Source organism: Paenibacillus sp. G2S3 (assembly GCF_030123105.1).
Taxonomy (GTDB): domain Bacteria; phylum Bacillota; class Bacilli; order Paenibacillales; family Paenibacillaceae; genus Paenibacillus_AQ.
Window position 1 is genome coordinate 3,531,518 of the sequence record NZ_CP126095.1, and the last position, 16,476, is coordinate 3,547,993.

10 protein-coding genes are annotated in these 16,476 nt (G+C 43.2%); all 10 read left to right on the plus strand.

The annotated features are described in order from the left end of the window. Positions 1 to 42: 42 nt before the first annotated feature. Positions 43 to 1,833, plus strand: a complete 1,791-nt coding sequence (gene cydD, locus QNH28_RS15370) for a thiol reductant ABC exporter subunit CydD (RefSeq protein WP_283907470.1) — start codon at positions 43 to 45, stop codon at positions 1,831 to 1,833. Continuing rightward, positions 1,830 to 3,557 (plus strand): thiol reductant ABC exporter subunit CydC, encoded by a 1,728-nt coding sequence (gene cydC, locus QNH28_RS15375; protein WP_283907471.1) that lies wholly within the window; start codon positions 1,830 to 1,832, stop codon positions 3,555 to 3,557. Before cydD ends, cydC begins: the two co-directional genes overlap by 4 nt. Positions 3,558 to 4,421: 864 nt before the next feature. Next, entirely contained in the window at positions 4,422 to 5,252 is an 831-nt protein-coding gene (locus QNH28_RS15380; protein WP_283907472.1) for a stalk domain-containing protein, read from the plus strand. Between the two features lie 415 nt (positions 5,253 to 5,667). Further along, entirely contained in the window at positions 5,668 to 6,615 is a 948-nt protein-coding gene (locus tag QNH28_RS15385) for an ABC transporter permease (protein WP_283907473.1), read from the plus strand. Between the two features lie 13 nt (positions 6,616 to 6,628). After that, entirely contained in the window at positions 6,629 to 7,498 is an 870-nt protein-coding gene (locus QNH28_RS15390; RefSeq protein WP_283907474.1) for a carbohydrate ABC transporter permease, read from the plus strand. Between the two features lie 66 nt (positions 7,499 to 7,564). Further along, positions 7,565 to 9,151, plus strand: a complete 1,587-nt coding sequence (locus tag QNH28_RS15395; protein ID WP_283907475.1) for an extracellular solute-binding protein — start codon at positions 7,565 to 7,567, stop codon at positions 9,149 to 9,151. 288 nt (positions 9,152 to 9,439) lie between these two features. Next, on the plus strand, positions 9,440 to 11,179 hold the full coding sequence (locus QNH28_RS15400; RefSeq protein ID WP_283907476.1) for a sensor histidine kinase: 1,740 nt from the start codon (positions 9,440 to 9,442) through the stop codon (positions 11,177 to 11,179). Then, complete coding sequence (locus QNH28_RS15405; RefSeq protein WP_283907477.1) at positions 11,176 to 12,801, plus strand: response regulator transcription factor; 1,626 nt, start codon at positions 11,176 to 11,178, stop codon at positions 12,799 to 12,801. The genes QNH28_RS15400 and QNH28_RS15405 overlap by 4 nt, the downstream gene beginning before the upstream one ends. A 99-nt stretch (positions 12,802 to 12,900) precedes the next feature. Continuing rightward, entirely contained in the window at positions 12,901 to 15,117 is a 2,217-nt protein-coding gene (locus tag QNH28_RS15410; RefSeq protein ID WP_283907478.1) for an FAD-dependent oxidoreductase, read from the plus strand. A gap of 17 nt (positions 15,118 to 15,134) precedes the next feature. Continuing rightward, positions 15,135 to 16,343, plus strand: coding sequence for an SGNH/GDSL hydrolase family protein (locus tag QNH28_RS15415; RefSeq protein WP_283907479.1), 1,209 nt, complete (start codon positions 15,135 to 15,137; stop codon positions 16,341 to 16,343). Positions 16,344 to 16,476 lie beyond the last annotated feature (133 nt).

Here is a 16,476-nt window from a genome sequence, read left to right on the forward strand (position 1 = left end):
TGAGGTTTCTCTACAAGCCTATATATAAAGGAGGTGTGATCTGTGCCGAGGAAATCCAGTCTGATTTCTCAACAAATGTCTTCACAAAGAAATAATATGGCCCTCCTCGCGATCATTTCGCTCGCGCTTGGTACAGCTATTGTGAGTCAGGCTGGACTGCTTGCCGAAGCAGTCCAACGGATCTTTGTGGAGAGAGCTTCATTTTCATCGGTTATCCTGTTGCTCGGCATTCTTCTGGCTGTTATGGCTATACGCACATTGTTGTCATATGGAAACGGTAAAATTGGCTTGCGTATGGCTGCCACTGCCAAAACAAATATGCGCGCAGCCGTGCTGCAAAACTTGACCCATGCTTCCATGCCTTCCACCCTTCGTGGACAGACGGGAGGGAAGGTCAGTATTGCTCTGGATGCTGTGGATGAGGCTGATAGTTATTTCAGTCAGTACATGCCACGTATGATGGAAGCTGCTATCATCCCGATTCTGATTTTGGTCGTTACATTTATCCAACATGCCAACACAGGTTTCATTCTATTATTTACAGCCCCATTCATCCCACTGTTCATGATTTTGGTAGGGCTGAAAACGAAGAACAAATCCGAAGAAAAATATGCGCAGCTGGCCGAGTTTTCAGGTACGTTTCTGGATTCTCTTCAAGGGCTGGTGACGTTGAAAATATTTGGGCGGGCTCACCGTCAGCAACAGAAAATTGAACATAGTAGCCTGAGTTACCGTGATGCCACGATGGGCATTTTGAAGATTGCGTTTACGAATACCTTCATGCTGGAATCGATCGTGATGCTAAGCATTGGCATTGTCGCTCTCGAACTGGCCATCCAGTTGCTCGTTTTCAAATCTATGACGTTCCACACCGCCTTTCTCGTTTTGTTGCTCGTTCCCGAGTTTTACAACCTGTTAAAGAATACGGGAACGGCCTTTCACAGTGGCCGGACAAGTATGGGTGCGATTCGTAAGGTGGAACAGATGCTTGAAGAACCGGCAGGGGAGAGCAGGGACGAGATCGACAGCATGGATAGGGGCCACAGGGTAAGCAAATTGGAAATTGCAAATTTTAATGATCTTTCAGTACCGCCATCCATGGAAATAAATCATCTTCAGTTTCAATATGCTCCAGATTCATTCAAGCTTGAGACGGGTCAGATCCAGTTTAATCCTGGAGAACATATTGCGATTGTAGGTAAAAGTGGTTCCGGCAAAACGACTTTGCTCCATCTCATTGCCGGTCTGCTGAAACCAGAATCGGGAACGCTTCTGGTGAATGGAAGTCCACTCTCGCAATACGATGAAACCGAATGGTTCGAGCATGTTAGCTATATTACACAGCATCCGTATATTTTTGCAGGCACATTTTCTGAAAATATTGCGATTGGTGCTCGTGGGAGCATCTCTAGGGCAGAAATTGAGCGGGCAGGGGAGGAAGCAGGACTCGCTGCGCTTACAGCTCAATTGGAGCATGGATTTGATACCTTTGTTGGTGAAGGAGGCAGGGGACTGTCTGGTGGGGAAAAACAACGGCTTGCCTTAGCGCGCGCTTTTTTGAAGCGTCCTGCCATCATTTTGTTTGATGAACCCACAGTTGGACTGGATTTGCACACCGAGCGGGTACTGCAACGCTCCATAGCCAAACTGGCAAAAACGGCTACGATGATTACGGTGGCTCACCGATTATATACGATTCAACAAGCCGACAAGATTTTGTTTATGGACAATGGAGTGTTGGTGGACTCCGGACGACATGACGAGCTTTTGGAGCGCCTGCCACAGTATGCCGAGATGGTTGATGTAGAGCGGAAAGGAGGGGTACCATCATGAATGAGCTGGCTGTTCTGTCAAAGGCGATGATTCAGGAGCGCAAGGATATCATACTTTCGATTTTGGGTGGATTTATCGCCGGCATAGCCGGTGTGGCACTCTTTTCTGCGAGCGGGTATCTAATTTCGCAAACGGTATTTGCGCCACCGCTTTATACTTTGATTGTACTCACCTCGATGGTTAAACTGCTTGGTCTGCTTCGGGCGGCGAGTCGTTATGGAGAACGCTTGTATTCTCACCGAGCGACATTCTCCATGCTTAGCCGTTTACGTACATCCTTTTTTGCCAAGCTTATTCCTTTAACGCCTGGTATATTGAACAAAAATCGAAGCGGGGATCTGCTTGCGCGGATCGTTGGGGATGTGGAAAGTTTGCAAAATTATTTTTTGCGAGTCGCTTATCCTCCGATCATGGTCGTCATGGTGTTTTTGGCTACGGTGCTGTTTACTTCTACCTTTTCGATCTGGATTGCCGTTTTGTTTGTACTAGGTATGCTGATAACGGCATTCGTTGTACCGGGAATTGTGTTACTCGGGCAGCGGAGAATAGATGGACGCGTTCGTGAGCAGAGGGCGCAGCTGTCCACGGAAGTTACCGAAGTGTTGTACGGTTTCCGGGATTTGAAAGTATACGGTCAATTGGCACAGCGGGAGGAGCAGCTTCAGCATGCTTCCGCTGTATTGGCAACTGAACAGCAACGAGCAGCCGGGCACTTGCTGCGCGGGCAATCGATGCACACTTTTGTTACGTTTCTCGTTTCCTGGGGAGTGCTGACGCTCGGCGCCTATTTAATTATGGAAGGAGCGCTTGCAGGCGTATTTCTTGCCATGTTGGTCATGGCATCACAAACCGTATTTGAAGAAGCGACGGCTATGGCCACATTACCCGCGTATAAAGAGGATAGCGAACACGCAGCCAAACGACTGACGGAAACAGTTCAGACCTTTGATGAGCAGTCTTCGCAGCCAAGTGGCACATTGTCTATCAATCACGCCGTTACGATGGAACTATCCGATGTTACGTTTCAATATGAAGGGGAGTGGAGACCCGCGCTCAGGGATATGTCCCTGCACATTTTACCTGGCTCCAAAACGGCAATTGTCGGGCCGAGTGGGTCAGGAAAATCAACGATTATCGAATTGCTGCTCAAGCTTCGAACACCAACGGCTGGAGATATACGATTAAACGGCATTTCGGTGAAGGAACTGGATGAGACTAGCATTTGGCAAACGGCTAATGTGGTATTTCAGCAAAGTCATTTCTTCCGGGGAACGATCCGGGACAACCTGCTGCTGAATGGAGAAGACTATGCTGACGAACAATTGCTGGATGTGCTAGCTAAAATGCAGCTGCCCGATACATCGTTAACCGGTATGGTGTATGAAAAAGGGGAGAATCTGTCGGACGGCGAGAAGCAGCGGCTGGCTCTGGCGCGAGTGATGCTCCGCAAAGGACGGGTATGGCTTCTGGACGAACCAACGTCATCGTTGGATTATGTGACAGAAGAGCACGTTTTGAAGCATCTCTACGCACAGGCGGCTAATGATACGCTTCTCCTGATTTGTCATCGGCTTACCGGATTAGAAGAGATGGACCAGATTTTGGTCATGGACCAAGGCAGGGTAGTCGAATCGGGGTCCTATTCGGAGTTGATGGGGCAAAAAGGCTATTTTTATGAGATGAAACAAATCGAACAGCAAATGATCGGAGAAGTTGGAGTGTAAAAAAGCAAGACTTCTTCTGAGGCCAAATACATCAGCTCATAGGAAGAATACTTGTAATGGCTACTGGTTCTATGGTGACTCCGGATGATGTTGCAACAGCCATCGATAAGGGACTAAGACTGGTAGCGGGTATAATGTACGATAAATAGAATCAGCCACATTGGATGAAATTCCAATGTGGCTTTTTGTGTATTAAGTAATTTCTAATTTCGGATCACACGTAGATCTATCTTTGTTCACCGACAGAGGCGGGAACGCAGTTGAGCGAGCAATATAGTTTATTCTAATACATCTGTGGTATCGGAGTTCCTGGCGGTCTCCACCACGATTCAACAGTTTTCCAAACAGTATCATAATTGCTGCCTTTACCCATCAAATATCCAATGGCAACTGCTTCTGTTAATGTGTGTTGATAACCAAGGTATTGGGCTTCTCGTAATCCATGTCTAATAGCTGGTCTGATTATTGGAATAATTGGTGTTGAAGGTTAGCATCCCGATAATGTGGAGGTTGATTCACACTCATTCTATTACTCCTCACTTTGTATCAATATTTTGAAATAATTTATGGCGGGTATAGGTAAAAGCGGAACATGTCTTTAGCGTTTATTGTTTTTGAAGGTCACCTTTTGATCGGACGTAGTTATTCTCGAACGCCGGCTCGGACAGCGATTCTCAACTAGCGGCATTGGATTTACTTATATCTTTCAAGTCAAATAAAGCGCTCAGAGCTTTCGGCAATTTGTTGATGTACAACTAAAACAAAATAAGAGAGGAAAACGTCTATTATTAAGATGAATCTGTTATAGGAGGTTTTAATATGAAGAAAAAACTGGCCATTTCCTTATTTGCCTCAGCTTAACTTGTGCTTCCAGTAATACCGGTACTTAGCTTTGCAGCGGCTACATCTAAACCTACGATCATAAACAACGGCCAAATTAACAACAATCGAGTTCTCATTCCGTTACGAGTTGTTTCAGAAAATTTAGGCGCGAGTGTGGAATGGTTTCAAGCTGAGAAAGAAGTAAAAATTAAAAATGGCGACTCGACCATCTGGCTTGCTGCAAATTTCAAACGCGTAATCATTGTATCGCCGCCGACTACAGAAAACCCAGATATGCCGCATCGGGAATATATTGATTTGGATACTGCCACGCAGATCATTAATGGAACAACCTATGTTCCGCTACGCTTTGTTGGTCAATCGCTAAGTGCGAATGTGTTATGGAACCAACAGGCTAAGCAGGCGACACTGACATTGGGCGGTAAGGAACTCGTTGTCAACATGGAGCAACCGTCTGTTCAAATCTCTGTGAAGCATAAAATTATGGATCCACGGTTAAAACTACTTTCCGATAAATTAAATCAAGCAGCCGATGTCTCTTCAATTAAAAATATTAGTTCCTACTTTAAACCTTACTTTACGGATAAATTAATTAAGTCTATCGTTCAAAATAAAGGCTTGAATACAGCTAGTACCTATGAAACGCCTGCCTCGTCGCCAGTATACATTAACAAGACTTTAGCGACGCTTTCGCAATCGGTTATATTGGCAAATGGTCTAACAGGAGAAGATCAATATGCCGAGGATCGTACGATCACTCTCGTATTTACGAATGGTGTATGGAAGGTCGATAGCGTCAGCAAGGGGGCGAGGGTAATAATCTCAGGGTTCTCAGATTTTCAACCTCAATAATTATTCAAAGGCTCCTGATATTTGATTAAGAAAAACAAAAAGCCCTCATAAGAAGGGCTTATTTGTTATGTTTATTACTTACAAATTCTGAAAAGCAATAAGTGCCGGGATAGTTGCTAAAAAATGAAGATCAAAAATCCCCAACAATATGTCCATATGCATACGCCTACGTTAATTGGAGGAAGACAATTCTAAATCTAGAACATCTCACAGAGTGGATTTGAAAATAATTTACGGACAAGTGAAAGTACCTAGAAACGGTTGCGCTCACTCTGTCCGATTTTTCATGCCTATTGCATTACAATTATCCTAGGCTGTGCTTACTTAATATCTTATAAGAAATTCTTGAAATCACAGAAATTTATCCAATAGGGGGATGCTATTATACAAATATAAATAAAGACGAGGTGATGAAATGCAAACGAAATTGGCAGCGGACGCCATTCCCCTCACCAAAAAGCGGACTTCATGGATAAGAACGATAAAAAAGTATAAAGTGATGTACGCTCTCTTGTTCCCGGCATTAGTTTACTTTGCCGTATTCAAATACATTCCTATGGCGGGAATCATAATTGCTTTTAAAAACTATAACCTAGCTTTGGGACTATGGGATAGCCCATGGGTGGGATTTAGAAATTTTACAGATTTTATGAACGGCGTTTATTTCTGGGACATCATGAGAAATACGATAGTCATATCGCTGTATAAGCTATTATTCGGTTTCTCAGCTCCTATCATACTTGCTTTGCTGCTCAATGAAGTTTATACCCAATGGTTTAAGAAAATCGTACAAACGATCACTTATTTACCCCACTTTCTATCATGGGTCATTGTTTATGGAATGATGGTGGCATTATTAGCCCCAGGGGATGGTCTATTTAACATGATTTTGAAGGAATACGGTGTTGAACCCATCTCATTCCTAACGGAACCTGCCTGGGGCAGACTGCTGATCATCTTATCTGAAATATGGAAGGATATTGGATGGGGGGCGATATTGTACCTTGCAGCATTAGCAGGAATCGATCCAAGCTTATATGAAGCAGCTAAAATTGATGGCGCTTCCAAATGGAGACAGCTATGGCATGTAACACTTCCCGGCATTCGAGGCGTGATGATTCTGATGCTGATCCTTAAATTAAGCCATATTCTGGATGCTGGTTTTGACCAAATATTCATGTTTGCCAACAGCTTTAATCAGGAGAAGATCGACATTATCGACACATGGGTATACCGTGAAGGGCTCGAGCGACTTAAGATTGGCTTGGCTACTGCCGTGGGATTATTTAAAGCGGTCATCGGATTTGTTTTAGTGTTGGCAGCGAATAAGCTCGCCAAAAAATTCGATGGGCAAATTTGGTGAGGTGGTTATCGAAATGATCAATTTGACAGTCGGGGAAAAAGTCTGGCAAGCAGTCGTTTATTTTATTCTTATTTTGCTAGCTCTACTTTGCTTATTACCCTTTCTATATGTGGTTGCTGTTTCAGTGACGCCAGAATCGGAAGTGTTAAGAAGAGGAATTGTTATTATACCAGAATCCTTTACCTTTCTAGCCTATAAAGAAGTATTCATTTCTCATGGTATCGGGCAGGCGTATAAAATTACCTTGTTTCGAACGATTGTAGGCACTGCGCTAAATGTGTTCTTTACGGTAATAGCGGCATATCCGTTATCCAAAAAATATTTGCCAGGTCGAAGCCCATTTTTACTATTCATTGTCTTTACCATGATGTTTGGGGGAGGATTAATTCCAACTTATTTACTAATCCGCTCTCTGGGATTGCTAAACAGTCCGTGGGTATTGATTATCCCAAATCTCATTAGTGCATTTAATCTGGTGATCATTAAAGGCTTTTTCGAGCAATTGCCTGCTGAAATCGAGGAATCAGCGAGGGTAGACGGTGCAAGTGAGCTTCAGTCGTTATGGCGGATCATTTTACCCCTGTCCTTGCCCGTCCTTTCCACAATTTCCTTATTTTACGCAGTCGGGCATTGGAATAGTTATTTCGATGCTATTGTTTATATCAATGATTCCAACTTAATGCCGCTTCAAGTGATCTTGCGCAACATCCTGCTTAACGTCGCAACACAAAGTGCTGATTCGCTTGCCAATACCGGAGCTGTTAGTACGTTCGCAATACAAATGGCAGCAGTTGTCGTGACTACAGTTCCGATTTTGATCGTTTACCCATTTATGCAAAAGCATTTTACCAAAGGTGTACTCTTGGGATCGGTTAAAGGTTAAAAAGCTATTCCAACCTGAGTTGTTACGGGGAAACCGTGATAATATAGAAGCAAAGGAGAGGTCATTATGCAACGTAAAGCGATTACATTTGCTATTCTGACAGCAATAGTCGGTGTGGGAACGGTATTGTCAGGATGTGGGGACAAAAAAGAGGTTACATCGTCAGCTACGGGTAATTCACAAGGCCAGTCTAGTCCCTTTGATAAAAAATTGAAAATTTCGATATTTAACCAAGGCACTTTCAATGCTGCTGCTCCGATTCCTCCCCGTGAAGAAGATATCCAACGCCAAATGTTGGAGAAAGCAGTAAATATCGACTTGGAAATGATGATTCCTCAATCAGGTCAAGCAACGACTAAATTAAATACGCTCATTGCTGGAGGAGATATTCCAGATTTGATTTTCTTGAAAAGCCGGGCTGATCTCGCGCAATATTATGACCAAGGCGTTCTTGCGGATTTGACACCGTATCTGGATCAATTTCCTGAATTACAGAAACGTTTTAGCAACGACTCCTGGGAGGCGATGTCCTATCAAGGAAAAACCATTGGGGTTCCAGGTTATGATAATGTAAATGGTATCAGTCGAAGCTTCTTCATTCGCAATGATTGGCTGAAAAAGCTGAATATGGAAGTGCCAACGACACCTGACGAGTTATTCGAAGTTATGAAAGCCTTTACAGAGGAAGACCCGGACGGTAATGGCAAAAACGATACTTACGGATTCATAGGCGGCATGAATAAAGAGGGCAATCTGCAAACCTACGGCTTCGATAGTTTGATGTGGATGTTTGGCGTCAATCCTCCATCAGCCATTGATGTGAAAGACAATGAACCGGTGTTCCTGTATACCGACCCAAAAATGAAAGAGGCGCTCACTTATATCAATAAAATGATGGAAGCCAAAGTTGTAGATCCAGACTGGGTGACGATGAATACTCCCGATTTGTTGGACCAAAAGTTATTTAAGGGTAAAGTTGGCTTCATGATAAGAGATGCACGCAGGCTGGAACCGGATTATCAGCAGAAAATGAAAGAAATCAGTGGAGAGGTACCGGAATGGATCGTCATTCCTCCAATGATAGGTCCTTATGGTGATCAAATTGTAGAGAGAAAATCGTTCCAAGGCAATTCATGGGCCATATCCAAGAAAGCGGATAAGGACAAAATCATTCGGATCTTGTCCATGCTGAATTATCTCTTTACGGACAAAGAAGCATATCCGAATTTTGCATACGGAATTAAAGGAATTCATTGGGATATAGTGGACGGCAAGATCAAGAATAAAACCTCTGAATTATCAAAGGAAATGAAAGAAAAGTACCTATGGGTTGACCATTATAGAATGCCGCGTCGTGGTGATGATGCTGAGTACTTCAGCTTCCAGAATCCTAAGACGGCAGAAGCTTTTGAGAACAATCAGAAATACGTGGCGCCTACTTTGCCCGGGAATTTATTGACTGAAGACCCGAACGATACATTGGCAGCTGACCGCCAACGTTTCATTAATGAAAGTTTGGTCAAATTTATGACCGGAAAAGATCCTCTTTCTAACTGGGAGAATTTCCTCAATACGTTGGATACCAAGTTTGACATGCAGAAATATAAGGACACAGTAATCAAGCAATTTAAAGAAGCGGGCTTAATTAAGTAAATCAAGTAGAAACGGCTTCGCCGTCCTTTTAAAGGACGGTACCGTTTCAGCGAGAAAGATAAGGAACATTTATGCGCGAAGCATATAAATTCTTATCTTTTAAATAAAGAGAGAGGCTATAAATAGCCCCTCTCTTTATTTAAATATAAGAAAGTATAAGTTTTACTTTATACTTTCTCCTTCTATTTTTCGAAGAAACGCTTATCGTCCTTAAAAAGGACGCCGAAGGCGTTTCTTCTTATCATATGCTATTATTTGTTTAATACAGATTTAAAAGGAAGATGATAGATGCGAAGAAGAATCAGCTTGCCTATAAAATTATTTTTTATTGTGTTTGCATTTGTATTAAGCTGCATAATCTTGATAAGTCAATTGTCTTATCACTATGTCCAAAAGGAAATAAGAAAAACTGACATTTATTACACTAACCAAATACTAGACAAGGTAGATCAGTATTTCACAGTTAATTTTTCCTCCTTCCAGACGATCCTGTTCTCGGTCGAAACATCGGTGAAAGCCAACATTGACAATACAGAAGTGATTAAAAAGCAATTAAGAGAGCTGTATGAACTCAACAGTAATTACGTCAGTAATATTTATTTGATCAAAAGCGATTTATCCATTCTAGGCGGGAGTACACCTACCCGAATATTCGATGAACCTTTAGCTGAGAGAGAACCTTTGTTTGATGCGGCTGACAAGAACAGAAGGACTACATTTGTCAGTGATCCTTACAAATCTAAATATTCCGGCTGGACAGTTACGATGGTTCGATATCTGAACAGTGCTCCGTTTCCTATGGCCATTGCGGTAGATTTGGATCTAAATGCCATTGAAGAAACCTTGTTCAAGATTAATAAAAAAGAACAAATGGATTTGGCTCTAATCACCGCATCGGGAAAAATCATTGCCGGATTTTCGGAAAATAAAGGACCCATGAATATTCAAGATCATACTTTTTCAATCGGTGAAACATCAGCGGAACAAATTCTGAATACAACAGAAACAAGCCTTCAACTACATACCAAGGATGGCATTCCGGTCTCCCTTCTGAAAAAACCGACTGAGAAATTCAACTGGACCCTCATCTCGATCAACGATGAATCACGCTTGAAAGCTGCTTTGTCCAGACTGGAAACCTATTATATCGGACTTCTAGCTGCAGGGCTCCTCTTAAGTCTGTTCATTTCCTTTTTTATCGCCAAATATATAAGGACCCCTCTCTATGCGCTCAAAACAAAAATGAAGCGGGTGGAGCAAGGCCTCCTCACAACTACAATGTCGATTAACCGAAACGATGAGTTTGGAGATCTCTCCCGAGCATTCGATCGTATGCTGCAGCAAATTGTGGAACTGATACGGGGAGCAGAGCTACATAATGAACTTGAGCGGAAGCTGGAAATCCAAGTGCTTCAGTCTCAAATAAACCCTCATTTTCTGTATAACACGCTTGGTTCTATCAGCAATGTCATACGACTCGGACAAATAGAGAAAGTAGATGTGGTGATCGAGTCTCTCATTTCAATATTGGAATATGGGATAGCTGATGCTGCTGAGAAGGTTTCACTACGGCAGGAATTGCAAAATGTATCGGACTATATCTTGATCCAGAACATCCGCTACAACAGGAACTTCCACTTGATTGAAAATATCGAAGCAAATTTAATAGATTTCCCAGTTTTTCGAATGCTGCTGCAGCCCCTTGTGGAGAATAGTATCTTCCATGGTTATAACGGAGGGGGGATCGAAGGTCCTATTACTATTCATGCGTACAGAGAGGGCGGCATCGTCATCATAGAAGTAGTTGATCAAGGCGAGGGAATTCCTACTGATAAAATAAAGCATATTTTGATTTCAGAACCGAGTGATGTGGAAGTGAAAAGGAAAAGAATCGGGTTAAATAATATTCATGACCGAATAAGACTTCACTACGGAGAACAGTTCGGGCTCCAAATCATAAGCATACCTAAGGAAATAACCCGTGTTCAAGCCTTATTCCCAGCAGGCTCGCTTAAAGGAGATGCATGATGGTGAGAGACTATACCTGCTTCATTGTTGACGATGAAGATCTAATCATTCAGAGATTGGAATTGTTTTTTAACGAGCTCTCCCATAGGGATAAGCGATTTCGTTTAGTGGGAAAAGCGAATAATGGACTGAAGGGGATAGAGGAGATAGAGAAGCTTAAGCCGGATATCGTGATATCTGATATCGTTATGCCGCGAATGGATGGAATTTCCATGATTGAGCAGCTAAAACCAAAGCTTCCCCATACCCAATACATTCTTTTGACCGCCTATTCATCCTTTGAATACGCCCAGAGAGCTATTCAAGCCAACGTATTGGAGTACATTGTTAAGGTTCCGCTCAGGGAAAAGGATTTAGATCGCGCTTTAGATAAGGCAGCCGGGATTTTAAATGAGGCTAAGAAAAAAGAAGCGGAATTTCAATCGTTAAACGTATCCGTGCTTGAAAATAAATATAGAGTCCGCAAGCAATTTTTTAACGAGCTTATCAGAGGCGAAATTCCTTCTCATCGGGCATCGGATTTTGCCAATCGCATGCAATTCCATTTCTTTGAAGCGAACTACTGCTGCTTCATTGTTGAAATGAATCTGTATGAAAGCTTCCGAAACGATTATTCAGCGTCTGATCAAAACATCTTGAAATATGCGATTACGAATATAATCGAAGAAACTGTGGTGAATGGTGGCAGAGGTGTAGCTGCGGATCTATCCGATAATCGTTTTATTGGCTTTCTTTCCTGGGAAAATAATCGTAGCGATATGGACACGGAATATGCTTGCCATTCTTTGGGTAGTCAGATCGTCACCCACTTACATCAATATTTGAATCAAAGGGTATCCGTAGCTTTTGGTGGTCCACACCGAGGTTGGGAATCCATCAAACAAGCTTACATGGAAGCTAATAACGTGAGTGAGGATTTCTATTATCATGAAGAGAAAGTAGTCAAAACACCCATGCATCGGTTCCATTACCGTAATGACAAAAAGGAGGACTTTCAGCTGAAACTGGCTGATTTTCTCACATGGATACAAAGAAAAGTTTCCAAGGAAGCGCTGGAGAAAGAACTCTCTGCTTTAAACCAATTTGTGACGGATTATAAAATTCATAAGTCCATCATGGCACCTATGCTTCAAGGCTTGTACAGAGACATTACTGCGAAATTTAAATCGGGGAACTCGTTGACCACGGATGCATCAGAGTTTCCCATAAAATTCATGACATTTCGGGAGCAGCTTGCTTATATTGGCGACTTCACCTTAGAATATGTACACGCTGGCCAACTTTTACATCGTATAGAAATCATGAGTGCTATGCGGTTTATAGAGAAAAACCTGAAACAGAGATTAACGCTGGAGGCTATTGCCGAGGAAGTGAATTTAGCTCCATCGTATTTTAGCAGCTTATTCAAAAAAACAATGAACGAGGGCGTTATCAGCTACATCAACCGCAAAAAAATTCACTTAGCTCTCGAGCTATTAAATGTTCAGGATTATTCTTTATTGGAATTGTGCGAGGAAGTAGGAATTGTGAATGAAGGTTATTTTTGCAAATTATTTAAAGAATATACGGGTGATACGCCTAAGCAATATCGGATAAAAATGACACGGTATGAATCCAAATAAGGTTGCAAAAAATGTATAAATTTCTCGCGAAATCATGTAAAAAAAAGGACAGCAAAAGGCTTACCATGATAGAAGGATCTAATCATGGAGGTTATCAAAATGGAGCTTATTAAAGCAGATGTAACCGTCGTAGGCGGAGGTATTGCTGGGATATGCGCTGCCATCGCTGCCGCACGCCAAGGGCTGCAGGTTTCACTTATTAATGATCGACCGGTTCTTGGAGGAAATGCGAGCAGCGAGGTCAGGGTTCATATCAACGGGTCTGCATATCTCGGAAACAGTCCATCCTATTATGCACGCGAGGGCGGGTTGGTGGAAGAACTCAAGTTGAAGATTTTTCACTATAATCCGTTATACAACAAGAAGCTTATGCTTTCGCTTTCGGATACGGTCTTGTTGGATATGGTTTATGCTGAGGCTAATATTTCTCTATTTCTGAATACATGCGTGCATGAGACGGGCATGGAGAACGGCAGAATTAAATGGGTGGAGGGCCTTCAATTGGCTTCCGAAAGAAAATTTCGTTTCGAAAGCCGAACCTACATCGATTGCTCCGGAGATGGAGTTGTCGGATATCAAGCAGGTGCTCTCTTCCGCTGGGGGAGAGAAGCGAAGCATGAATACAAGGAAGAATTGGCTCCTGAAGTGGCGGACCATTACACCATGGGCGATACGATCCTGTTTCAAGCCCGTGACGTAGAATATTCCGTTCCATTCAAAAGGCCTGGCTTTGCGTATGATATTACGAAGTTGGACTTTTTCGATAGTATCAGAAAAGGCTTAAACCATCGGGCTTTACCAAGAAAAATCAATGGGCTTGGCGGATTGTGGTGGCTGGAATATGGTGGACATATGGATATTATCAAGAATAATGAAGACATCGCATTGGAACTGCGGAAATTGGTGTACGGGATTTGGGATTATATCAAAAATAGCGGCGAATTTGATGATGTAGACAATCTCATCTTGGATTATGTATGCCCGATTCCGGGAAAGCGGGAGTCGAGGCGGTTCATAGGGGACCACATGTTGTCTCAGAACGACCTTACAGCAAAGCCGCATTTCGAAGATGCTGTATCCGTCGGTGGATGGTATATGGATTTACATGCGAATAAGGGCATCTACGATGAGGGGCCAGCTACAGCATGGAATTTCGTGCCAGGATTGTACAATATCCCTTTCCGCAGTTTATTTTCACGAAATATTCCTAATCTCATGTTTGCTGGTCGCAACATAAGTGCTACCCATGTGGCTTTCGGATCTACTAGGGTAATGGCAACCTGCGGTTGTATGGGGCAGGCGGTTGGAACGGCTGCTTCGTTATGCTTGAAATATGAGATAGACCCCGCAGCCATAATCGAATCTCATATGGAGGAGCTGCAGGGGCTGCTGCTTCGAGATGGCCAAACGATTGTAGGGCTTCAAGAGGAATTGAATCCTTACTTCGCAGACGGATTAACTATTCGTGCCTCGTCTCAGCGCAGCTATGATAATCTTCATCCAACTGAAGAGATTTCCTTGGAGAAAGGGTTATGTTTGGTTTTGCCGATTCAGACATCCGTGGCTGAAAGTGTACGGATCAAAATTAAAAATAGGTCCGAGCATTCGGAAACTTTGCATGTGAAGCTGTTTGGCGGGGAACGGAAGGAAAACTACATTCCCACCAGCGAGTTGAAAGATTACCGCTTGGTTATTGCTGCCGGTCATGACGACTGGATTACGCTAAACTTGGGGTGCAAGAAACCGGCTGACGACAAAATCTACATCGTATTGGAAGGTACGGCGAGCCTTGCCATCTACAGCAATGAAGAAAAAATCACTGGAGCGGTCAGCTTCCATTATAAACCGGAAGAGCCGTCCAGGCTGAAGAAATTCAATAAGAGCATTTGCTTCAAGGATCTGTTACCGTCCCAGAGTATGTATAATCCCGAGAATGTCGTCAACGGCTTCTCCAGACCTTATGGTCTACCAAACGGCTGGATTTCTGAACGTACGGAAGAACAGGAATGGTTGGAATTCTGTTTTGCAAGCCCCAAAAATGTAGACGAAATCCATCTTGTTTTCAATTCACAGTTGGATTTGGAGCATTTCAACGACCCGATCGAGTCCCTTATCCAAGATTATGATATGACCTTGACCTTAGAAGACGGAACCGAGAGGACAATCATAGCTCGTGGGAATTATCTCACGTTGAATAAACATAAGGTGGATGCGAAATGTGTAACCCGAATCCGGATTAATTTCTGCGCAACGTATGGTTCACCTTATTTTGAAGTGTTTGCAGTAAAATTGTTTGCTCCTAAAATTGATAAATGAGGTCAGGTGAAGTCACGATGAAGGAATTATTCCCTCGTAATGGGCTCCCCAATATAATTCAGAAATTGGAAAATGGGGATACCGTAACAATCGTCTATTTCGGCGGCAGTAATACTCGTTCTGAAGGCTACAGGGTCATGACGGCGGATTGGCTTCGTGAGAAATATCCTAAAGCGGATATCCGCTCTGTGAATGCAGGCATTAATGGGACAGGATCGGATTTGGGTTGTGCCCGTTTGGAGACAGATGTACTGCGTCATCGGCCTGATCTAGTATTTGTTGAATTTGTCGGTAACGATGGCGGAGATCCCGAATCCAAGGCGCGGATCGAAGGGATTGTCCGTCAGATCCGCAAGCGGAGCCGGTTTACCGATATCCTGTTCGTTTATACGCTGAAGGAGCGGGATGTGGTCGGATTTCAATCCGGGCAATATCAGAAGGGGGCTCTAATGCAAGAGGAAGTGGCCGACTATTATGGTATTCCTTCGATTCATCTGGGCGTAGCGGTCAGTCACTTGGTGTCGGAGGGAAAACTCGTTTTTACCTCAAGGGAAGACGTGTCCATTTCCGGAGCAGTTGTTTTTACGCATGATTCGATCCATCCGACTATTCCCGAAGGACACCAGATTTACACGGATACGATCACCAGGTCATTTGAGACAATTAGCGAACTCAGAGGTCATCAGGGAAGGTTAGTACATCACTTACCTCAGAATCCATTGGTCCCGGCTAATCCTTGGGAGTATGCGACCATGCTGTCACTGGATAGTCTTACTACTTTTTCCGCAGGATGGTCTTACATGACGCCCGATGATTTTGCTTTAGTGCGCGAGTACAATTGGTTGTTCCCCGGCCTATGGCGAGCAGTCGATCCTGGAGAGGCTATCACGGTGCAGTTCGAGGGCACCCATATCGGGTTATTCGATATCGGTGGGCCTGATTCTGGCAGATTGAAGGTGTCGGTGGATGGTGGGGAACCCTTTATTATCGATCGATTCACACTACACAACGATCATAATCGAAATCAGTATGTATTCTTGCCGGAGCTCCCGAATGGGAAACATACGGTTCGCTTTGAAATCGATACCGAGAAGACAGACAAAGCGGCCGTGTTTGAAGCATGCGGCAATGAACGAAGTAGAGAGCACGTTAGGCAGCATCCAGATTGGTATGATCAAACGGTGATTCAGCTTGGGAAGTTGTTATTAGTGCAGCCGCCATTATAATTAATCATTAGGCTTTGTACAATTGGTAGACCTACATCATAACTGACTGCAGTTGAGCGGACAGTTATGATGTAGGTCTCTTTTTTAAAGGACGACAAAGTCGTTTCTTCTTGCTTAAAATCTTATAAGAAAT